Below are 21,766 nucleotides of genomic sequence, written 5' to 3' on the forward strand. Positions count from 1 at the left end.
CGACATGGCGGTGAAGAGGTACATCTGGCCGAGCATCTTCGGGTCGGTCGTGGTGACCGCCCGATACAGAAACGAGCCCTTCGGCCCCGTACGCGCCGGGTATGGCCGGACGGCCTCGAGATTCTGTTCGGGTTTCGGAGCTACGGCAGTCACCACATCCTCCTCGGGAGGGCTCCGCATCGGACGGTCCGTCAGAGCCACCATGAACGGCGCACAGCGTACCTACAGCAAACCGATCATTTCCGAAAACACTCCGAACCGGCCGAAAAGCAACCGAACTGGAAGATTCACCCCTCATCATTCCGGCATACTTTTGGCCGGAATCCACCACCTGACCAGCGGTGGATTCCGGCCAAAGGCACGGCGGGACGGCGGATACCCGCCTCGACCGAGTTCTATGCGCTGAGCGGGCTGGCGATCCGGTTCTCGGCGAAACGGGATGCGAGGAACCCGAAGGCCCTGGGGGCGAAGCCGAATGCGCCGGTGAGGTGTTCGAGCCCGGGCATGGTGTGCATGGTGATGTCCACGCCCAGGCCACGCCAGTCCTCGAAGAGCTGGGAGGTCTGACTGAACGGCACGATCTGCTCGCGGGTGCCCGCACCGACGAGGATCGGGGCGGCGGGCGCGATGGCGCCCAGGCGATTTTCACGCAACCGCGCGAGCACCTCCGGAATCTCCAGCGGATGGCGGTGCACGAACCGGTTGGACTGCGTGGGCAGCAGCGCCCCGTAACCCATACCGAGCGCGAAACCGGGCACCACATGAGCGCGCCGCAGCACCGCCGCGAGCAGGCGTCCGGTGGGCTTCAGATTCGACAGCACATCGAGTTCCGGATACGCGCCGTCGATACCGAGCACCGCCCAGATGAGCAGGAAGGCGAAGAGCTTGCCGTCATGGGCCTCGAACATGCCCTCCAGATCGGCCGGTGGGGAACCGACCGCACCGCCGACCAGCGTCAGCTCGGGGGCATAGCTGGGCTGTAGTTGCAGCGCCCAACCCGCCGCGCAGCCCCCCTCGGAATAACCGCAGATGGCGAGTGGGCCGTCGGAATCCAGGCCGGCCGCGGCCAATTGGCGGGCCGCGCGCATGCTGTCGAGCACGGCGGGGCCCAGCGCCCGGCCCATGACATACGGGTGGGTGCCGTTATTGCCCAGACCGGGGTAGTCGGTTATCGCGACCGCCCAGCCGCGCCGCAGCGCCTGCTGAATGAACAGACCCTCGTACTCGATGCCGAGGCGCAGCTGCCAGGACGCGGAGGCGGCCATATCGGCCAGCCCCTGGGTGCCGACCGCGTAGCCGAGCAGTGGGCGCGGGCCGTCGGTGTACGGGGTGCGCGGCACCAGCACGGTTCCGGTGACCTCGATGGGTTTACCGTGCACATCGGTGGATGTGTAGCGGATGTACCACGCGCGGGCCGGAAGTCTCAGACCGGGAAGCAGGTACGCCCTCGTGGGGCGGGCTTCCAGCAATTTTCCGGGCGCAGCGGCGTAGTCGGGGAGGCTGATGGGCGCGGTCATCGTTGATCCGCCTTTCGAGATCCGGGCGGACCGGTGCCGCTGGCCCTACCCGCACTACTGCTGACGCAATGTATTTCGGCCGCGAGGTCGATTTCATTGCAGGGAACTCCCTCCCCTTCGATCATGATGACACGAGAAGGTCTAGAACGTGAGACATCGATATACAGATACTCTCGCGGTTTAATGGACGGTGAGGAACGATTCGGTGTCGCCGCCCGCGAACCCCCGAGTGGGTCACGCCTGGGTGAAGATCGCAGGGAATTCTTAGAATCATTGCGAGACAGGCGATTACAATCGGGTACGGGTTGAGTCGGGGGTCGCGGCCCACCCTTCGTCGAACCGGTCGCGGTGCGGCCGGGTGGAAGGACGTATCCGGTGCAACACAGCACGCTGGAGACGGCACGTCGTCATCTGATCGGGGTCGATCCGGCCGCGCTACTGCATTCACGCAACCGGCTCGCCGAAACCGGAATGGCGCGGCTGGGCTTCCTCCTACCGCATCAGGTGAAGCGGGCGCTGGCCGCGGAGGCATTGGAACTCGTCGAGCACCACAGACACTGGGGTGAATTACTGCCCGGCGGTACCGAACCGGTCGACGATCCGCCACGTCACCGGATCGAGGTCCCGCCACAGGCCATCGCGACGCACGCGAATCTGATTCCACAGCTCTACGACTGCGATGTGTTGCGGCGCAATCTGTCCGTGGTGGCGGCCGAATCCGTGCTGCCCTGCCCGGAACCGCGGCGATATGCGGTGACTCGCGTCCACCACGACGAGCTCCCCCAATGGCATTGGGACGACTACTCTTTCGCACTCGTACTGGTGGTGGAGTGTCCACCGCTGGAGGAGGGCGGATTCGTTCAGACCGTCGCGCACACGCATCGGGACCGGCAGTTCCCCGACGTGCACCGCACCCTGACCCGAAACCCGATCCACTCTTGGGAGTTACATCCCGGCGACCTCTACCTCATGCGCACCGCGAGCACCCTGCACCGCGTCTATCCGTTCGAACACGGTCGCCGCACCATCATGAGCATGTGCTTCGCCACCCGCGCCGATCTCGATCGGCCGGACGCGGCGCGGGCCGCCGGGCAATCAGAGAACACACCGGTGGGACGTTTCGTTCCAGTTCTACGGGTAATGACGGATCACAGACAGTGATAACCTAATTCACCGATACACAGCGGGGGGCAGTGTCGCCGGACCGTATCCTCTGGGCAGCTCTGCCCCACCGGTACAGGCGATGACACCTATGGATCTTCTCAACCCACTCGACGCAATATTTCTGGCCGTTGAATCGCGCGAACATCCCATGCATGTGGGCGGGCTCCAGATCTTCGAACCGCCCGCCGACGCGGGGCCGGAATTCACCCGCGACCTCTACGAGGCCATGGTGTCGGCGGACGAGGTCCGCACCCGATTCCGTCGCAAACCCAGTCGAGGACTGCTGGGTGGCTTCTCCAGTGTGGCCTGGGACCATGCCGGTGAGGTGGATCTGCGCTACCACCTGCGCCGTTCCGCCCTGCCCGCACCGGGTGGCGTGCCGGAACTGCTGGATCTGACCGCGCGACTACACGGTCAACTGCTGGACCGGCATCGGCCGCTCTGGGAGGCGCGACTGATCGAGGGGCTCGACGACGGACGTTTCGCGGTCTACATCAAAATCCACCACGCGCTCATCGACGGCGTCTCGGCCATGCGACTACTCCAGCGCACCTTCACCGACGATCCGTTCGATACCCGACTACGGGTGCCGTGGGCCATGAGTGCGCCGGGCGGTGACCATCCCGCCGCCGAAAGCTCGTGGCAGCAGGCGCGAAGCGCGTTGCCACGCATTATCACCACCGCCAGGGCCGCCGTCGGACCACTGCGCGGCGTGCTCGACGGCCGGCTGGAGCTACCGATGAGCGCGCCGCCCACCATGTTCAATGTGCCCATCGGCGGCGCGCGTCGCATCGCGGTCCGGTCCTGGCCACTGGAGCGGATCAATGCGATTCGGCATGCCACCGGGGCCACCATCAATGACGTGGTGCTCGCCATGAGTTCGGCCGCGCTGCGCACCTATCTCATCGAGCACGACGGACTGCCGGACGCACCGTTGATCGCCATGGTGCCGGTCAATATTCGCCACGTCGACGCCGAATCCGATGGGAATATGGTCGCGGCCTGCCTGTGCAATCTCGGCACCGATATCGCGGATCCGCTGGCGCGACTACGAACCATTAGCGCTTCTATGCGCAATGCCAAGCAGATCTTCACCCAGCTGCCCCAGATAGAAGCGATGGCGCTGTCCGCTTTGCTGATGGCCCCATTGGGCGTCTCGCTGGTGCCGGGTTTCGACGCCCTGCCGCGAATGCCGTTCAACCTGGTGATCTCGAATGTGCCCGGCCCGCGCAAGCCCGTCTACTTCCAGGGTGCGCGCCTCGACAGCAATCACCCGCTGTCGATTCCCTTCGAGAGCCAGGCCATGAATATCACCCTCACCACCAATGGGGACAATCTCGACTTCGGCATTGTCGGCTGCCGCCGCACGGTGCCCGATCTGGACCGGCTCCCCGGCCATCTGGAGGACGGGCTGGCCGAACTCGAGAAAGCTATCGCCTGACGGTCGGATGCCCGGGGACGCGGGAGCGCGCTCTAGGCTGATGCGGTGGATTTCGAGTGGGCGCAGCTGCGGGAACGGTGTCTGGTCGCGGAGGACGCGGCGGTGCTGGCGCTGAACAAGCCCGCCGGGATCTCGGTTACCGGGGAGCGGCACGACACCGATATGGTGGAAATGGCTGCGGCACAGGGCGAGACGCTGTACCCGGTGCATCGCATCGACAAGGTGACCTCCGGACTGGTGCTGATGGCCAAGGAGCTCGCCGCGCACGGGGAGCTCACCCGGCAGTTCAACAAGCGCACCGCCGAGAAGGCGTATCTGGCCATTACCGCGTCCACCGGACTGCCCGAGCGCGGGGTCATCGATCTACCCCTGAGTGTGGGCCGCAAGAACCGGGTACGGATCGCCGCGCCGCGCGAGAGCATTCGACGCGATGGCGATACCTGGCGGGTGGACGAGGCCGATGTGCTGGCGGGGAAGAACTATCCGTCGGTGACCGAATTCGCCGCCCTTGCGGCCACCGATGAGCACACCGTCCTGGCACTGCGCCCGATTTCGGGTCGGCGCCACCAGATTCGGGTGCATCTGGCCTGGATCGGCCATCCCATCGTCGGCGATCCGCTCTTCGACAGGTCGGGTGCGTATCCGCGCACCCACCTGCATTCGTGGCGGTTGCGACTGGACGCGTCGTGGCGGACTCCCCCGGTGCTGGATCTCGAGGCGGTGCCCGAGGCGGACTTCTGGGCGGTGGGTGCGATACCCGTCACCACCGATCCCGCCGCTCTGCTGGGGCGAGCCGTCGCACTGACCACCCCTACCCGAAATCTTTGATAGGCAAACGATATATTCGGTGGCGAGACTCACCGAGACCCGCCACCAGCAGGTCAACTAACCTGGAAATGGTGTCCCCCGTGGCACGTCGGGCGCAATGGCGCGATCCACTGCAGAAAGCGAATGCCGATGGCTCTGTTGGCACATCTGAGCGACACCCACTTCAACACCCACGGCCGCAATAGCGAACGCGCCGAACGGGTCATGGCCTTCCTCGCGGATCTGCCGCAGCGCCCCGACGCCATTATCGTTTCCGGTGATATCGCCGACGAGGGTCGTGCCGAGGAGTACGCACAGGCTCGCGTCGCGCTGCTCGACGGTGCGGATGTACCGGTGCTCATTCTCCCCGGCAATCACGACGATCGAAGCACCATGCGCGAGGTCCTCTTCGGCCAGACCCCCAGCCCCAAGCCGATCAATCAGGTGCACCGCGTCAAGGGCCTGACGCTGGTACTGCTGGATTCCAGTATTCCCGGCAAGCCCGAGGGGCTGCTCGATGACGACACCCTCACCTGGCTCACCGATCTGCTCGCCGCCACTCCCGCCGACGACTCGGTGGTGCTGGCCCTGCACCATCCGCCGGTGGCGATCCATTCGACGGTGGTCGATCCCATCCGGCTCACCAATCCGGAACGGCTGGCCGAAATCGTATCCGGTGACGACCGCATTGTCGGTGTGCTCACCGGTCACGCGCACGTCCCCATCACCACCGTCTTCGCCGGAAAGCCCCTGGCCGTCGCACCGAGCGTCTCCTCGTTCATCGGCAACGAATGGGAGGTCTCGGCCCCCGGCCACGTACCGATCGATTACGCCACCGACCCCGCGCTGTTCTTCCACTTCATCGCAGACGGCCGCCTGCTGACCGCCCTGCGGCCGGTGCCCATGGGCGGCTCGCTCAGCGAACCGCTGGAGTAATCGCGCGCTCGGCCCGGGTGCGGCGATAGGCCGACGGCGTCGTATCGGTCCAGCGCTTGAAGGCGTGGATAAAGGTCGACGCCTCCGCATATCCCAGCCGAATGGCCACATCGCTCACCGATAGCGGTGTGGCCGTGAGCATTTCCTCCGCCAGCGCGCGACGCACCTCATCGAGCAGCGCCCGATAACTGGTACCCGCGGCATCCAGATGACGCCGCAGGGTGCGGGTGCTCATATTGAGGTCCCTTGCCACCGCGTCGATTCCGAGCGGCGCGGCGAAACCGTCCACCCCGCCGCGCGGAACCAGACGCTCGCGCACCTCGGCCGCGATCCCCGTCCGGGCCCGTCGTCGCGACACCAGGTCCCGGCACTGCGCCAAACACATGGCCCAGGTCGACTCATTGGCCTGCGGCAGCGGTTGCTCCAGCTCGGTCGGATTCAGCGCGAACAGGTTGTGCGGTTGCTCGAAACGCGGTAGCACACCGTAGATCTCGGTCAACAATTCGACATTCGGCGGCTGTGCGAAATCGAATTCCGCCCGCACCAGTTCCACCCGCCGCCCCAGCAGGTCACAGAGCATCTGATGCATGGCCGTCACATCGCGCTGCACCAGGAACCGCCGCACATCGGCCGGAACCCGCTCATCGTGCACCCGGGCCACGAACTCCCCCGGCTGGAACCGCGCTACCGGAATGCAGAATGTGAAGCTCAATTCCAGATACCGCAGTGCGAACGAAATCGCCTCCCCCAGAGTAGGACTGCTCACACACGCGAACCCGAAGATCCCGAAGGTGGTGATCCGGTACCGCCGCCCCACCTCCACCCCCAGCAGCGGCCCATCCCCCAGCTCACGCACCAGATTCCGAATAACCGCCAGCTCGATATGCGCGTCGATCTGCACATCGGGGTCCGCGAGGGTCTGCTCGGTAAGCCCGGTCCCCTGCAACATCCGCCCCGCCGACACCCCCCGCTCCCGCGCGAAACCCACCATCAACGCCGCACTCGCGCCCCCACGCGGGAAGTCCCAATCGCTGATCTCCGGTTCCTGCACGGTCGTCATAACCCGAGTATGGCCGAAAATCTCAATCTGAACCAGATTTCCACACCTCGCGACCGAGCGAATCCGGGCTCACCCGGCGTTCGACGTGCAGACGGCGTCCGACTGTCCAGCCGGTGGCTCGCGGGGCGGTGGTGAGCCTGCGGGCGCCCTCACCGCCCAGGTTCTGCGATGCGGTAACCCGCGCCAAAGCCGCAACTCTGGGCAATCGGAGCACGGAAGTGGCCTTGACCGGGGATGATAGCCGAAGTACGTTGAAGCTCCGATGCGCTGGACGTAGGTTGGTGCGACCGGACCTGGGGTGCCCGGAGCGTCGGTTGATATGACGCTGGAGGCGGGATGCGGCAGGGCGGCGTACGGGTTCGTGGGTTCGTGTGCGGCCGTAGGTGTTGGTGGGGGGTGCTTATCGCGGTGGCCATCGCCTTGACGGCCGCTGTGGCGCCGATGGCGCGGCCGCAGATTCCGGTGCCGGACGCCGATCCGTTCTATGCGCCGCCGGAGTCGTTGGCGCAGTTCGGGAATGGCGCGATCTTGAATTCGCGGCCGATCGCGGTATTCGGGTTGCCATTGCCGGTTGCCGGTTGGCAGGTGCAGTACCGGAGTACGGATTCCCTGGGGCAGGCGGTGGCCGAGGTGGCCACGGTCATAGTGCCGCCTGGGCAGTGGAGTGGCGGCGGTGATCGGCCACTGCTGTCCTATCAGATCGCCGAGGACAGTCTCGGAACACGTTGCGCGCCTTCGTATGCGCTGCGGGGCGGGCGGGACTTCTCAATCGTCCACACCCTGTTGGATGTACCGTTCCTGACCGAGTCGCTGCGTCGCGGGTGGGCGGTGGTGGTGTCGGATTATCAAGGGCCGCAATCGCGATTCTTCGACGGCATTACCTCGGGACGCGGTGTGCTGGATGGGATTCGGGCCGCGCGTGACTTTCCACCGCTCGGCATAACCGCCAGTAGCCCGATCGGCGCGTGGGGGTATTCCGGTGGTGCGTTCGCGACACTGTGGGCGGCGCAGCTGCGAGCGACGTACGCACCCGATCTGTGGCTGTCAGGCGTGAGTGCCGGTGGTGTGCCAGCGAATATCCCGGAATTGGCTCGGGGCGTGGATGGTGAATTGCAGGCCGGATTGGCCATGCTGATAGTGCTGGCCCTGACCCGCAATGATCCCGGCTCGGGAATGATGGAACTGCTCAATGATCGGGGCCGGGCAGCGTTGGCGCAGGAGGTCGATGCCTGCGGGGTGGATCTGGTGGTGCGCTATCTGTTCACGCGGATGGACGACTACTCGTCGGTTCCGAACCTGTTGTCGCACCCGGTATTCGAAGCGACCGCAGCGCGGCAGGAATTGGGCGGGGCCATTCCCGACGTGCCGCTGTACCTGTATCACAGCACCAGTGACGACGTGACTCCCGTGGCGGCCTTCACCGCCCTGCGCGACCGCTACTGCGCGGGCGGTGCGACCGTCACCTCGGTGCACTCCGGAGTGCCGGGACATAATCCCGCCGCCCTGGTGGAATCCATTGGCGCGATGAGCTATCTGTCCGACAGATTCGCCGGAATCCCTGCCCCGCAAGGCTGTACGACGCGTTAGCGCGATACCACGCGTTATCGAGGTTGAAGCCGCAGTGTCGGCATACCCCCGCCGGAATGACGAGATGGCCAGGCGACATAGCGACGCCGATCTCAGTAGTGCAGTACGGGTCGCGCACCGTGGGACGTACCGCACGGTGCGCGACCCGCAATCCGATCAGCGCGCGAACCCGATGGGTCCGATCAGCGCGCGAACTTGGTGGTGCCGGGAGGTGCCATCAGAGTATTGATCAGGTCGATACCCGCGATGATCAGTGTCGGGCCGCCGACCACCAGGGTGCCGATAATGCCGCCGATGGCCGCACCGGCGATAACGCTGGCGACCACGGTCGGGCCGCCGACAATGCCGGTCAGGCCGACCAGCGCACCGATCGCGGTGCCGATGAAGCCACCGATGGCGGTGGCGATACCGAACTGGCTGACGAAGGTTTGCTGTGCCTCCAGGTTCTCCTGGGTGGAGGCCACCGGCCGGATACCGGCCGGGCGCGCCGTGGAGACATCCTTGACCGCGGTCAGCGACAGCGTGCTGCCATCACCGCTGACATTGTGCGGCAGCGAGTACTCCAGGCCGTCCTGCTGGAAGGACAGCGGGAGGGTCACCAGCGTATTGCCCGCGGCGTCGTTGATGTTCACCGTACTTCCGGCCAGCTGGAAGGACCCATTGGTCAGTGTGGTGACGACGGTATTGCCGACCAGGTTGGCCTCGTAGCCCACATCGGGCAGCTCGGCGTGCGCGGTTCCCATGGCGCCCGTGCCGATGGCCAGTGCCGTGATTACAGGTGCGGCGACGGCAGTGATCTTACGCAACATCTCGGTGTTCCAATCTTCATCAGGTGTGTCGAGTAACGCTCGCTTCACACGCCTGATTCCTCACCCCTGGACGTATGAAGCCATGATGCGGTACGCATCTCGTTCCGCACCGATCTTCAACTGGTCACGGTAGCGTGAGGTACCGACACGCCGTAGGCATTTTCGACGCAGTCCGATGGACTTTTGGAAAAAGCCTGGGGCCCAGCACAATCGGGCCAGGTCAGAGTATGTCGATAACTATCGCGGCCGCACCGACGGCGGCTACGATAGCCAAAGCGAATATGTCCCGCCTACCGGGATTGCTTGGATACGCGGCCAATTCACCGGTACCGCCGCGTGCTGTAATGGCCTCGCCGAGCTCGCCCGCACGTCGGGTGGAGACCGCCAGCGCCGCGGTGAGAATGTCAGCGAGGGGATTCTCCGCTGCGCGCGAGAGCATCCCGTCGCGCGGACGCAGTTTGCGCGCGGCCCGCAGGATGCGCATCTCCTCCAGTAGCAGCGGCAGTCCGCGCAGGGTCAGCGCCACCACCACCGCCCATTCATCCACCGGCACGGTGTGCCGCACGCCCTTGCGTGTCCACCCGAGACGGCGCAGGGGTGTACCGAGTTTCGCGAGGGCGGGCGCGATATCGCCCAGTGAGGTGGTCCAGGCGATGAGGAAGGAGGTGCTCAGCAAGATGAGCCCGAGTGCCGCGATATTGAGGTAGCGCAGTACCGCCGATCCCCCCATGGGGACATTGAGCAGCCCGCCGAGCAGCAGCCCGGCCCAGAACCACCAGGGGAAGCGCGGCAGGGTGCCCAGCGGCAGTCGCGCCGTGAACCACACCGCGACCAGGAAGGCCACGCAGATACCCAGCGTCGACCAGGACGGGATGAACATCAGCAGCACGCTGATGGCGAAGGCCGCGATCATCTTGGTACCGGCCCAGAGGCGGTGTACCGGGCTGTCGACGGGGACCTCGCGCAGGATCAGACTGCTCATCGGCGTGCCTCCGGCCGGTGCGTGGGGTGGTTCATCGGGTGGTAGGGCGCGGGGAAGGGTAGTGCGGGTGATTCGGTCTCGGGTATCCGTCCGTCGATCAAGTGCACGGCGCGGTCGCACAGCACTGCCATATCCTCGACATCATGTGAGATGACAATCAGGGTCAGCCCGGAATCACGCAGTCGGGCAAGCAGTTCCACCACATCGGCGCGACCCTCCGGATCGAGTCCGGCGAGCGGTTCGTCCAGCACCACCACCTGCGGGCGGCGGGCGGCGATGGCGCCCAGCACCACCCGTTTGGCCTGGCCGCCGCTGAGTTCCTCGATCGAGCGCCCGGTGAGGCGGCGATCCAGGCGCACGGCGTCGAGAGCGCGGCTGACGGCCAGGGTGCCGTGCCCGCCCCAATCCTCGATCTCCGCGCCGACGGTCTGGCGCTGAAGTTGCAGGCGCGAATGCTGGAAAGCCAACTGCACGGCCCCGATTCGCCGATTCGTCGGCTTGACCGATGTGGGTTCGCGCAGCACACAGCTACCGCCGCTGGGAATGGTCAGCCCGGCCATAATCCACGCGAGGGTGGATTTGCCGGAGCCATTGCCGCCCACGATGAGCAGCGCCTCCCCGCGCCGCACCTCCAGGTTCACGCCGTGCAGTGCCGGTGCCTCCCACGGGGTTCGGCGATTGTAGGTATGGCGCACATCGCGCAATTCCAGAATGACATCGCCCATCGGACGACGCCGAGGCTCGTGCACCGGTCGCGGCCAGGCGGGCAGATGATCGACGGCGCGACCGTCCCGCAGATGGATTACGCGATTGGCCGCGGCCGCATCAGCTTCGTGATGGGTGACCAGCACGACCGCCATCTCGTGCCGCCTCGGCAGTTCGGCCAGCAGCGCCACCAGGTCGCGTCGCCCGCCGGGATCGATCATGGCGGTGGCCTCGTCGGCGATCAGCAGCGTGGGTCGCCGTGCCAGCGCGGCGGCCACGGCGAGCCGCTGTTGCTGGCCGCCGGAGAGGGTGGCGGTTTCCGCGCCGCCCATTCCATCGAGCCCGACCTCGCGCAGCAGACCATTGATATCGACGGTCGCGGCGATCTCGGTGGGCAAGCCCCACACCACATCGTCGGCGACCAGCACACCCAGGGTCTGACTCTCGGGTCGTTGCAAAACCAGTGCGGTGCCGCCGGTTACGCCGAGTCCCGCCGATCCGGGCCGGGTCACGGTCCCCGAGGTGGGCGGTCGTCCCGCGAGAATCCTTGTGAGCGTGGACTTTCCGGAGCCATTGTGGCCGACCACCGCGACGAACTCGCCGATTCGCACGGCCATGTCGATGCCGGACAGCGCGTCGGTGCGCGCCCCCGGATACCGGAATGACACGTCCCGCAGGGTAACCGGCAACGGTGCGACCGGCCGATCGTCGGCCGGGGCGTCCAGCAGATCGCGTCCCGGCAGCCAGGCCAGCCGATCCAGCACCGCCCCGAGGACGTACCAGGAGACAATGCCGCTGACCAGGACCCCGGCCACGACGCCACCGCCGATCCAGGCCCACCACCAGCGCAGCACGATATCGGTGAAGTCGGCGACGGCGCGGCCGAGCGGTTCCAGTGCCGATTGGCGCGCCGCCAGATTTTCCACGCCGCCCGCGGTATTGCGGATAGTGTCGAACAGCAATTGGCGTGCCCGGGAGAACAGCAGCAGCATTCCGACGGAGAACAATGCCCCAGCCAATCCGGCCAGCAACGACAGTCCGAGCACCGCGAACAGGCCACCGTGTCGCCGCTTGACGATGCCGATGATGCCGCCGATCACTCCGACCGAGAGCAGATTCAGCGCGGGCACGATTCCGGCGGCCACGAAGGTCACCAGCGTGGCGGCGATGGCGGCGGAGCTCAGCGCCCGAAACCGATGGCGATAGGCCAGCAACCCCATCGGCACGGCCGCCACCAATTGCAGGGCCGCCGCGAAGGGCACCACCGATCCGACGGTCACCAAGCCGACGGTCGCACCGCCCAGTACCGCGCCGGTCGCGAGCTCGATGGGCCGCAATGGGCCGTGCGGAAGGGGAGGTTGGGGCGAAACGGTCACGCCCCCAGTCTGCCGTGTACGTACCCCCACTAGGTGCGACCGGCACGGTGTCGGTCCGGAGGCCGCCGCCCGCTCGACCGGTTTCGACCCGTGTGCGGGTGGAATTACCGAGGCTGGTGACCGGGAACTCACCGCTACGTATTGCATTCATGCGCAACTGTGCATAGGTTGGATCATCGTGGGACATGATCATTCGCACGGCATAACGCCGGAGAGCGCATCGGGTAAGTATCTGAGCCGTCTGGTGATGGCGCTGGGTATCGCGATCGTGTTCATGGTGGCCGAATTCGTGGTGGCCGCCTGGACTTCCTCGCTGGCCCTGCTCTCCGACGCGGCGCACATGCTGACCGATGTCGTCGGCATCAGCATGGCGTTATCGGCCATTCTGCTGGCCAAACGCAGTCGGCCGACCTTCACCCGCACCTTCGGCTACTACCGCGCGGAGGTGCTGGCGGCGCTGGCCAATGCGGTGCTGCTGTTCGGTGTCGCCATGTACGTGCTCTACGAGGCGATCGCGCGGATCGGTGAGCCGCCGGAGGTACCGGGCTGGCCGGTGCTCATCGTGGGTGTACTGGGCCTGGTGGCCAATATCGCGTCTGCGCTGCTACTGCGGTCGGGCGCGAAGGAAAGCCTGAATATGCGCGGCGCGTACCTAGAGGTCTTCGCCGATCTCATCGGGTCGGTCGGTGTGCTCATCTCGGCGATCATCACCCTCACCACCGGATGGCGGTACGCGGACATGATCGTCGGTGTGGCCATCGGTCTGTGGGTGCTGCCGCGCACCTATGTGCTGGCCAAGAAGTCACTGCGAATCCTGTTCCAGCACAGCCCCGAGGGCCTGGACGTGGAGCAGGTCGCGGCGGCGCTACAGGCCGTGCCGGGTGTCGCGGATGTGCACGATCTGCACGTGTGGACGCTGACCTCCGGTATGGAGGTGGCGTCGGCGCATATCACCGTCGAGGCCGGACACACCGGAGATGATGTGCTGAAAGCTTCGCAGCACGTGCTGGCGCACGACTTCCATATCGAGCACGCCACCCTGCAGGTCGAGGGCGCGGATTCGGCCCGCCGGTGCGAGGAGCTGTCCTGGTAGTTACGGGGCGGGCTCTTTCGAGATGACCCGCACCAGATGCCAGGTTGCCGAGGGTGCGTCGGCGGGTGGATTCACCCACGGCCGTTCCTCCACCTCGAGGTGGTAGGTGTATCCCGGTTCGAAGTCGAAGCCCTCGATGCCGAAGTAGTGCAGCTCCCACGGCGAGTCGGGGTCACGGCGGACCTGGAGGCACTCCATCGGGGCGACCCCGGCGCACGGCACCAACTGGTCGGCGATGTAGATATCGAAGACCTCCGTCGCGGGGACCGTGCTGGTGACACCGGTGGCCGATGCGTTCGGATCGGCGGCATCCTTCGAACAGGCCGCGAACAAGGGGAAGGCCGTGAGGAGAGCGGCCGCGACGACAAGCCGTGAGCGGAGGCGCATGGCGCGAATATGCCATACCCGCACCGGTAGTCAGCGGATTCAGTCGACGCGGGTCAGGTAGTAGTCCTCCCGGTTCACCCTGCGGGTGCGCCGACGGTAGCTGCGGGTGGTGCCGGGCCAGTTATTGGTGATCTTTCCCGAGGCCGTGCGATACCAGCTGGTGCAGAAGTTCCACGGGGTGAGCGCGAGTCGCTCCTGCAGGGCGTCGTTGTAGGCCCGCTCGGACTCCGACCGCACCTCCAACCGGCTCCCCGGGCGCTCTGCCACCATCTGCACCGCGCCGCGGATGTAGCGCGCCTGCGATTCGAGCATGTAGATAATGGACCCCACCCCGAGATTGGTATTGGGGCCGTACACCAGGAACATATTCGGGAACTCCGGCACGGTAATCCCCAGGTAGGCGTGCGCTCCGTCGGCCCACGCGTCGGAGAGATTGCGTCCACCGCGCCCGCGAATCTTCATGGGCCACAGGAATTCCGTGCCCTTGAACCCGGTCCCATAGATGATGACGTCCGCCGGATAGACGGTGCCGTCGGCGGTGCGCACCCCCTCGGGGACGATCTCGCTGATGGCGGTGGTCACCACATCCACATTGGGTTCGGCCAGCGCAGGGAAGTAGTCGTTGGAGAACAATCCGCGCTTGCAGCCGATCGGATAGTCGGGCGTCAGTTTGGCCCGCAGCTCCGGATCCGGCACCTGCTCCTCCAGATGCTTCTCCGCGATCCGCGACACCACCTTCACGATTCCGGGGAACTCCACCAGGCCCAGCCCCACGGTCTCGCCGATCAGCCACCACGAGACCCGTTCCGCCAGCGGCATTCCCGGGATCTTCCGCAGGACCCGGTGGTGCACGGGTTTGTAGTCGGTATCGAACTTGGGCAATACCCACGCGGCGGTGCGCTGGAACAGCGTGAGGTGCTCGACCTCCGGCTGAATCTCCGGAATGTATTGAATAGCGCTGGCTCCGGTTCCGATGCAGGCCACGCGCTTCCCGGTCAAATCGACGCCGTGATCCCACAGCGCCGAATGGAAGGACTGCCCGTCGAAGGTGTCGATTCCGGCGATAGCAGGCCAGGCGGGACGCGACAGCTGCCCGACCGCGGGAATCAGGATGTCCGCGGTCCGCACCGTGCCATCGGTCGTGAGCACCGTCCACTGCCCACTGCTGTCATCGAACTGCGCCTCACTGACCTCGGCCCCGAACACGATCCGCTCGACGAGCCCGTGCCGCTCGGCCACCCCGTGAATATAGGCCTGGATATCCGCCCGCTTCGAATACCGCTGCGGCCAATCCGGTTTGGGCTCGAAAGAGTACGAGTACAGCGGCGAGGGCACATCACACGCGGCCCCGGGATAGGTGTTCTCCCGCCATACCCCGCCCAGGTCAGCGGCCTTTTCAAGAATGGTGAACTCATAAAACCCATTACGCTGCAATTCCATGGCCATGCCGAGCCCACCGAATCCGGCCCCGATAATAATGATCGACGGCATGCGCAGCTCCTCGCGTTGAACCCGCCTCCACTCTAGGAGCAGCGGGGGCGGTAGCGGCGAGATTTCCGGTCAACCTGAGCTGCGACTTCGGGGTGAGTCAGGGCGTCGCAGCGCCTGGCGGTGAGAGTGACCGGTTACCGCGTACCCATGTCAGCGGGTGCGTCCGGAGGGATGATCCACCGGGCGTAGGTCTCTTCGGTATCCACGGTGATCACGTGGACTACTGCAGACTGCAGACTATGCGCGCGCTTTGGATCGGACCTACTTCCCAGCCGATTCGGAGTCCGAACTCGACCGCCGCGTGGAGTTGCGGACACAGCGCCAGCATGTGATCTTGCGTCAGCGTCATCCCGCTGACGCGATGGTGGTTCTCCATGAGTCGGCACTACGAACGATCGTCGGCGATCGGAAGGTGATGGCGGCCCAGTTACGACATGTCGCGAACCTGAGCACCCGCGAGAACATCGAGGTGCGCGTACTGCCCTTCCGGGCCGGGTTTCCGCTGGGCATGCCCCTCACCCCCTTCATCATCTTCCAGTTCGGGCGTGACGCCCGTGGGAAGCTGTCTGAACCGACGGTGGTATTCGCCGAAAGCTTCGCTGGGGCAATGTACTTCGAGCGGCCGACCGAGGTTCGGATGTACCGTGAAGCGTTCGGGAAGGTCCAGCTCGCGACCTTGGACCCACGCCCAAGCCGCGACATGATCCGAGAGATAGCAAGGGAGCACGACAGTGACCGTTGAGCTGAGCCTGGCGAAGTGGTACAAGTCCAGCCACAGCTCGGGGGGACAGGACTGCATCGAGGTCGCCTTCCTCGAAAGCGGCGAGGTGGGCGTCCGCGACTCGAAGAACCCCAGCGGCCCGGCGCTGACCTTCACCCCAACCATGTGGGGCGCCTTCACTGCTGGCGTACAGGCCGGCCGCTTCGACCGCCCGTAAGGCAGGCAGCGAAGGAGTATGCGTGTTGTGAACGGCGACCTAACCGGAGTGGCGTGGTTCAAATCGAGCTACAGCCAAGGGGGATCCGACTGCGTCGACGTCGCCTTCCTCGAAAACAGCAAGGTCGGCGTCCGCGACTCGAAGAACCCCGCCGGCCCGGCGCTGACCTTCACCCCAACCATGTGGGACTCCTTCACTGCTGGCGTACAGGCCGGCCGCTTCGACCGCCCGGTAAGGCGTCGCTCGGGCATTTTGAATCTGGTATCGGCGATGGGGCGGCTGAACGACGCCGCCTCAGTGGTTCGACGACCGACGTCATTGCGAAATAGCCTGCCGGCTGGAACTCACAGGGTGGGGTGTGGACCCTCGTGACCGGCCGGCGTCAGGTACTCCCCCGGATGATGGAAGTGATTCATCCGCGGCCTGCGTTGGCGGTCGCAATAATCGGGCGGAATCCATTGCGTCCGACCGGCTAGCCGATGCCCTGGCGGTGCGGCACCGGCCGACCAGTCGGTGTTGGTGACCCCGGCGAGGCGGTGGTGTGGTTCGCACACCAACGTCAGCTGGTCGGCGTCGGTGCGCCCACCGCTGCGCCACTCGGTGCGGTGATGGGCCTGGCACAGATACCCGGGTTTGCCGCAGCCAGGGAAGGTGCAGCCGATATCGCGGGCGTGCAACACGATTCGTTGATCGACCGAACCCAGCCGCTTGGACCGTCCCAGGTAGATCGGTCGACCGTCATTGTCGAACACCGCCAGATAGTGGCGGGCGTGCGCGCCCATTCGCAGCAGGTCCCGCATCGGCAGCAGGCTCCCACCCCCGGTCACCACCGGCACCCCGGTCGCGAACGGCGCGGTGGCGTCGGCGGTCTCCGCGACCGCCTCCTGGCCGGCGGCCTCGAGTTCGGCGAGGGTGGTCGACACGATCACCGTCACCGGCAATCCACGGTGCTGGCCGAGACGCCCGGAGGCGAGGGTGTCACGCAGGACGGCCTTCAACGCGTCGTGCTGGCGTTGGGCGGGGGTACGCCGATCACGGTGCACCGCATCGGGATCGGGCTCATCCTCCAGGCACGGAGCAATATCGTCGGGGTTGCCGTATCCCGGCTTCGCGGCTTTGGCGAGCATGGCATCCAGGTAGGCGCGCAGTTCCGGATCGGCGATCAGGGTGCACACACTCATCAGATCCGGGCCCTGCTTGCCGACCCGCAACGACCGTCGCCGTGCCCGGTCGAGATCGGAGAAGGTGCCGTCGGGGTTGAGGTAGGCCTCGAGACGGTCGGCGGCCTTGCGCAGTTGGTCCGGGCGCAGGGTGCGCGCGTGTTGAGCGAGTTCGGCCTCGGCGAGGGTTTTCGTTTCGGCGTCGACAGTGGATGGAAGGTGGTGCAGCGCTTCACGAATGATCTTCACGTGCGCCCCGCCGATCACGCCTTCGCATTGCGCGGCCGCGGTGTCGGGCATGGGCGGATCGAGTAACTCCCCGGTGATATCGGTGTGGTGGGCGAGGTCGTCGGAGGCGCGCCAGCGGGCGCGGGCTTCGATGGGACTGATCCGCAGCCCGTCGGCGAGGGTGTCGATGAGGCTGTTGGTGGCGAAATCGCCAGCGCCCCACTGCTCGTGCAGCTGCGCAAGCACTTGCAAACCGATCCCCGGCAGTGCCCGCACCACGGTTTCGACCCGTTGCAGCACCGCCAACCGTTCCGGATTCGACAGGTTATCCGTGCGAGCCGCCCGCAGCTCGGCAAGGCCGGCCTCGAGCATCGACAGCGCCGCGACCATCGCCGGGTCGGCGATCAGGGCGGGTGTCGAATGCATGTTCGAATTATATCCCGCCCGCCGAGCGACACGCTAGCGAAAATACGCTACCACCAGCACTTTCGCGTGTCGCAACTGATCATGCGACCGATTCGGATCCCGCCACGCCCGCCCGAGAACGCCACCACAACGCAGCCCATGCGTTGCATGACCCAGGCCGACCGGCGGTCAGGACGGCATCGATGTCGGGGCGAGCCGCGCGACCGGGGGCGCGACCACCACGCTTGGCCGCCCTGGGCATCGACAACAATCAGAAGTGCAAATGCTTCAAATAGGCGGCTGGAAGACACCTGTTGCGAATGTCCGGTCGGAATACATCGAAATGATCGAAGAGGTGTCCTCCATGCAGCGGATTCTCGCGAGCCTCCTCACCGCAGCCGCGCTCATGACCCCCGCCCTTCTCGCCACTCCCGCTGCCGCTCAGCCTCTTCCGAACACCCAGCCCGTCGGCTCTTCGATGTTCGGGTTGTCGATGTTGTTCGGCTCTTCGGAAGATGATCACGATTGCTACCCGGACCCGCGATTCGTCACCGGAAGCGCCGGGAAGGCCGTGTGCTACACGCGGGAGGAGTACATCGACGGGTTGATCCGATCCCTGACTACCGGCTCGTTCGGCTGAGCAGCGGTCCGCGTGGAGCTGCGACAGGTAGGGTGAACACCGAAATTGCTTGTGGCAGCGGAGGTTAGCGGATCAGTATGCGGCACGGGAACGGCCTGGAGATTCCGGAAACGCTAGAGGATGTATGTGCGCCGGATCGGATGGCGCTGATTGTCTACGACATGCAGGTGGGGGTGCTCTCGCAACTGCCCGATCGCGATGAGATCGTCGAGCGGGTATCTCGGATTGTCGAGTCGGCGCGGCGCGGCGGGTATCCGATCATCTACCTGCGGCACATGTTTCTGCCGAAGCGGTTGAGTGGGACGTTCGCGCTGCGGATGGCTATGAACTGGCAGCAGGTGGATTCGGTGGACGACATTCGGCCGATCCTGCAACGGGATACGGCCGGATTCCAGTTGGTGCCGGAGTTGCGGCCCACGGCGGATGAGATCGTGTTCGACAAGACGTCCATGTCGGGATTCGAGGGGACGCCGTTGGCGTCCACCCTGCGGGATCTCGGGATCGGGGCCTACGCCATTGTGGGTGTCGCGCTGGAGATCGGAATCGCGCCCACCGTCACCCATTCCACCGATCTGGGGTTCATTCCGGTGGTTATTCGGGATGCGGTCGGCGGGCGCGATACCGAAGCCCTGGATCGGGCCTGGGCGGATTTCGAATTCCAGGGGCACGCCATGGTGACCGATAGCGACACCATCGCGCCGCTGCTCGAGAAGTCGCTCTGACCCTCAGTCCGAGACTGGAATCCAGGTCGGATGCCATAGGCGTCCGGCCTCGGTCCAGTTCTGGAATCGCACGGTGCCGGCGACCTTCGGCGTCACCCAGACGGCGTCCTTGCGCTCGTCGGCGGTGAGGTCGTTGTCGAACGGGCTGGTTTTGCGTTCCAGCCGACTCAGCCGGGCATCGAGAGCGTTCATCTCCTGCTCGCTGAAGCCGATGCCGACCCGGCCCAGGTAGTAGAGGCGTCCCTCGTGCTCGATACCGACCAGCAGGGAGGCGAAGCGGCGGACATCCGACTTCCGATAGCCGCCGACCGTCACCTGGAGGGTGCGCCAATTGCGGGTCTTGATCCACGACTGCCCGCGCCGTCCGGGCAGATACACCGAATCACGGCGCTTGGCGATCACGCCCTCCATGCCGTGGTCCTGGCTGTAGCGCAGGGCCTGCGCGCCGGAACCGTCCAGGCGCGGCGGCACCACCAGCGACGGCGACCGCCCGGCCAGCGCTTCGAGTACTCGGCGGCGGTCGTCGTAGCGTTTGCGCACCAGTGAGGTGCCGTCCAGATAGAGCACGTCGAAGGCGATGAAGACCGCCCTGCCGAGATGTGCGCGCAAGAGGCCGAGATTGGCCGAGCCGTGCTCGTCGAAGACCACCGCCTCACCGTCGAGCACCACCGAATGTCCGGACAGCTCACTGCCCAGCCCGGCCAGACTGGGATATTTGCCGGTGACGGTATGCCCGGCGCGGCTGCGCAAAGTCACTGCGCCCTCGTCGATTTCGGCGATGAGCCGGAAGCCGTCCCACTTCGTTTCGAAAGCCCAGTCCTCGGCGTCGAGGGTGGCGACATCACCGGGGGTCGCCAGCATCGGGGTGAGACCGTGCGGTAGCGGCGCGGGCTTCTTCGGGGTCGTAACCCCTTTCGCACCATTGCCTTTCACCGAAGCGGAGGCATCCGGCGTCTGATCCTTCATGAGATGCATGAGCCACTGATTGCCATTGGTCTGAATCAGCGCGTACCGGCCGTCCAGGCGCTCCCCGCGCAGCCACACAATGACCTCGTCATCGCGCCACTTCTCGGTCTCGTAGGTCCCGGAATCCCAAATGGTCATATCCCCGGCCCCGTACTCGCCCTTGGGAATGGTGCCGTGGAACTCCAGGTATTCGAGCGGATGGTCCTCGGTATGCACCGCCAGCCGATTCTCATGCGTATCGACCGGCGGCCCCTTGGGGACCGCCCACGACACCAGCACCCCATCGCGCTCCAAACGCAGATCCCAATGCTGCCGCCGCGCCCGATGCTCTTGAATCACATAGCGATTCCCCTCGCTCGCGGCGGGACGCGCGGCGGGCACCGGTTCGGGTGTACGCCCGGCATCACGCTTGGAGCGGTAGGTGCTGAGCGGATCCGGCCCCTGCTCCCCCAGTGGCGGATCCAACCCCGCCAGCAGATCCCCCTTCTCCCGCCACCGCCGCAGCACCTCGTCGAAGCGCAAGTGCCGCAACCGCTTCCGGTCACCTATCTCGTCCCAGGTGCGCGGCGCGGCCACGGTCGGCTCATCGCGCCCACGCAGCGAGTACGGCGCGATGGTGGTCTTGGCGGGATTGTTCTGACTCCAATCCAGCAGCACCTTTCCGTCCCGCGCCGATTTGGCCATATTCGCGGTGACCAGCTCCGGGTACAGCTGTTGCAGATTGTTCGCGACCTGTTTGGCCACGGTGGACGCCCCGCCCGCACTCAATCGCCGATCGAGGGGTACGTAGACGTGAATTCCCTTGCTGCCACTGGTCACCGGGAAGGCATCCAGCCCGACATCGCGCACCACATCGCGCAGCATGAGCGCCACCTGCGCGCACTGCGGCAATCCGGCCCCCGGCCCGGGATCGAGGTCGAATACCAGCCGGGTTATCGGCCCACGTTCATCGCCATCGAAAATCCATTGCGGCACATGGATTTCCAAGGCGGCCTGCTGCCCCAGCCAAGCCAGCCCGGCCACCGAGTCGATTACCGGGTACACCACGCGGCGATCGGAATGCTCGATACCGTGCCGCTCGATCCATTTGGGCGCGTGGTCGGGCAGGTTCTTCTCGAAGAACGACGACTCGTCCACCCCATTCGGCCAGCGCTTCCGCGTCACCGCCCGATCGGCGATATGCGGTAGCAATGCGGGCGCGATGGCGGTGAAGTAGTCGATAACCTCCCCCTTGGTGGTCCCGGTCCCGGGATACAGCACCTTGTCGAGGTTGGTCAGCGCCACCTCGATACCCCCGAAACTTCGCCGGGACCCCATAGCGTCAGTCTAGAGCCGGATACCGGCATCCCCGC

Annotated in this window: 21 protein-coding genes; 11 read left to right on the plus strand and 10 right to left on the minus strand. The window is 65.7% G+C overall.

Features of this window, described 5'->3' with window-relative positions:
- Together NU1_RS43135 and NU1_RS09970 are read right to left on the minus strand one after the other, a co-directional pair.
- Positions 1–153: hypothetical protein (locus tag NU1_RS43135; RefSeq protein WP_169815029.1), on the minus strand; the 153-nt coding region annotated here is incomplete at its 3' end.
- A 242-nt stretch (positions 154–395) separates the two neighbouring features.
- Positions 396–1,517, minus strand: a complete 1,122-nt coding sequence (locus tag NU1_RS09970; protein ID WP_084521145.1) for a lipase family protein — start codon at positions 1,515–1,517, stop codon at positions 396–398.
- Between the two features lie 375 nt (positions 1,518–1,892).
- Between NU1_RS09970 and NU1_RS09975 the strand changes: the two genes are divergently transcribed.
- The 4 genes from NU1_RS09975 to NU1_RS09990 all read left to right on the plus strand — a co-directional run bounded on the left by NU1_RS09975 (position 1,893) and on the right by NU1_RS09990 (position 5,865).
- Positions 1,893–2,678, plus strand: a complete 786-nt coding sequence (locus NU1_RS09975) for a HalD/BesD family halogenase (RefSeq protein WP_067519641.1) — start codon at positions 1,893–1,895, stop codon at positions 2,676–2,678.
- Positions 2,679–2,769: 91 nt separating this feature from the next.
- Positions 2,770–4,122, plus strand: a complete 1,353-nt coding sequence (locus tag NU1_RS09980; protein WP_067519643.1) for a WS/DGAT/MGAT family O-acyltransferase — start codon at positions 2,770–2,772, stop codon at positions 4,120–4,122.
- A gap of 45 nt (positions 4,123–4,167) precedes the next feature.
- On the plus strand, positions 4,168–4,950 hold the full coding sequence (locus NU1_RS09985) for an RluA family pseudouridine synthase (RefSeq protein WP_067519644.1): 783 nt from the start codon (positions 4,168–4,170) through the stop codon (positions 4,948–4,950).
- A 129-nt stretch (positions 4,951–5,079) separates the two neighbouring features.
- On the plus strand, positions 5,080–5,865 hold the full coding sequence (locus NU1_RS09990) for a metallophosphoesterase (protein WP_067519678.1): 786 nt from the start codon (positions 5,080–5,082) through the stop codon (positions 5,863–5,865).
- Here NU1_RS09990 and NU1_RS09995 read toward each other — a convergent pair.
- Entirely contained in the window at positions 5,846–6,925 is a 1,080-nt protein-coding gene (locus NU1_RS09995) for an AraC family transcriptional regulator (RefSeq protein WP_067519646.1), read from the minus strand. The two genes, NU1_RS09990 and NU1_RS09995, sit on opposite strands and share 20 nt — an antisense overlap.
- A 396-nt stretch (positions 6,926–7,321) precedes the next feature.
- Here NU1_RS09995 and NU1_RS10000 point away from each other — a divergent pair, with 396 nt between their 5' ends.
- On the plus strand, positions 7,322–8,512 hold the full coding sequence (locus tag NU1_RS10000; protein ID WP_169815030.1) for a lipase family protein: 1,191 nt from the start codon (positions 7,322–7,324) through the stop codon (positions 8,510–8,512).
- A gap of 182 nt (positions 8,513–8,694) precedes the next feature.
- On the opposite strand, the gene NU1_RS10005 is transcribed toward NU1_RS10000, so the two are convergent.
- From NU1_RS10005 to NU1_RS10015, 3 genes are all read right to left on the minus strand, one after another.
- On the minus strand, positions 8,695–9,321 hold the full coding sequence (locus tag NU1_RS10005) for a DUF8020 domain-containing protein (protein WP_067519649.1): 627 nt from the start codon (positions 9,319–9,321) through the stop codon (positions 8,695–8,697).
- A 220-nt stretch (positions 9,322–9,541) separates the two neighbouring features.
- Entirely contained in the window at positions 9,542–10,303 is a 762-nt protein-coding gene (locus NU1_RS10010) for a CbiQ family ECF transporter T component (protein WP_067519651.1), read from the minus strand.
- Entirely contained in the window at positions 10,300–12,384 is a 2,085-nt protein-coding gene (locus NU1_RS10015; protein ID WP_067519653.1) for an ABC transporter ATP-binding protein, read from the minus strand. The genes NU1_RS10010 and NU1_RS10015 overlap by 4 nt, the downstream gene beginning before the upstream one ends.
- A 178-nt stretch (positions 12,385–12,562) precedes the next feature.
- Here NU1_RS10015 and NU1_RS10020 point away from each other — a divergent pair, with 178 nt between their 5' ends.
- Entirely contained in the window at positions 12,563–13,477 is a 915-nt protein-coding gene (locus NU1_RS10020) for a cation diffusion facilitator family transporter (RefSeq protein WP_067519654.1), read from the plus strand.
- Here the strand turns inward: NU1_RS10020 and NU1_RS10025 are convergent, their stop codons facing one another.
- Both NU1_RS10025 and NU1_RS10030 read right to left on the minus strand, forming a co-directional pair.
- Positions 13,478–13,864: a DUF4377 domain-containing protein gene (locus NU1_RS10025; protein WP_067519680.1), complete on the minus strand. Its 387-nt coding sequence runs from the start codon at positions 13,862–13,864 to the stop codon at positions 13,478–13,480.
- Positions 13,865–13,903: 39 nt separating this feature from the next.
- Positions 13,904–15,355 (minus strand): flavin-containing monooxygenase, encoded by a 1,452-nt coding sequence (locus tag NU1_RS10030; RefSeq protein ID WP_067519656.1) that lies wholly within the window; start codon positions 15,353–15,355, stop codon positions 13,904–13,906.
- Positions 15,356–15,578: 223 nt separating this feature from the next.
- Between NU1_RS10030 and NU1_RS10035 the strand changes: the two genes are divergently transcribed.
- The 3 genes from NU1_RS10035 to NU1_RS43990 are packed head-to-tail and all read left to right on the plus strand — an operon-like array spanning position 15,579 to position 16,665.
- Positions 15,579–16,097 carry a DUF5753 domain-containing protein gene (locus NU1_RS10035; protein WP_281221095.1) on the plus strand — a complete coding sequence of 173 codons (519 nt, stop codon included), beginning with the start codon at positions 15,579–15,581 and terminating at the stop codon, positions 16,095–16,097.
- A complete protein-coding gene (locus tag NU1_RS10040; RefSeq protein WP_067519659.1) occupies positions 16,087–16,293 on the plus strand; it encodes a DUF397 domain-containing protein in 207 nt (68 codons plus the stop codon). Before NU1_RS10035 ends, NU1_RS10040 begins: the two co-directional genes overlap by 11 nt.
- Before the next feature lie 27 nt (positions 16,294–16,320).
- Positions 16,321–16,665 carry a DUF397 domain-containing protein gene (locus tag NU1_RS43990; protein ID WP_084521149.1) on the plus strand — a complete coding sequence of 115 codons (345 nt, stop codon included), beginning with the start codon at positions 16,321–16,323 and terminating at the stop codon, positions 16,663–16,665.
- Here NU1_RS43990 and NU1_RS10045 read toward each other — a convergent pair.
- Positions 16,638–18,107, minus strand: a complete 1,470-nt coding sequence (locus NU1_RS10045; RefSeq protein WP_067519661.1) for an HNH endonuclease signature motif containing protein — start codon at positions 18,105–18,107, stop codon at positions 16,638–16,640. The two genes, NU1_RS43990 and NU1_RS10045, sit on opposite strands and share 28 nt — an antisense overlap.
- Positions 18,108–18,450: 343 nt before the next feature.
- On the opposite strand from NU1_RS10045, the gene NU1_RS10050 reads away from it, so the two are divergent.
- Positions 18,451–18,726 (plus strand): hypothetical protein, encoded by a 276-nt coding sequence (locus NU1_RS10050; protein ID WP_157552081.1) that lies wholly within the window; start codon positions 18,451–18,453, stop codon positions 18,724–18,726.
- Positions 18,727–18,803: 77 nt separating this feature from the next.
- Complete coding sequence (locus tag NU1_RS10055; protein WP_067519664.1) at positions 18,804–19,448, plus strand: cysteine hydrolase family protein; 645 nt, start codon at positions 18,804–18,806, stop codon at positions 19,446–19,448.
- A 3-nt stretch (positions 19,449–19,451) separates the two neighbouring features.
- Here NU1_RS10055 and NU1_RS10060 read toward each other — a convergent pair whose 3' ends face one another.
- On the minus strand, positions 19,452–21,731 hold the full coding sequence (locus tag NU1_RS10060) for an ATP-dependent DNA ligase (RefSeq protein WP_067519666.1): 2,280 nt from the start codon (positions 21,729–21,731) through the stop codon (positions 19,452–19,454).
- Between the last annotated feature and the right edge of the window lie 35 nt (positions 21,732–21,766).

Origin of the sequence: Nocardia uniformis NBRC 13702, from assembly GCF_001613345.1 — a bacterium.
In the GTDB taxonomy this organism is placed as follows: domain Bacteria; phylum Actinomycetota; class Actinomycetes; order Mycobacteriales; family Mycobacteriaceae; genus Nocardia; species Nocardia uniformis.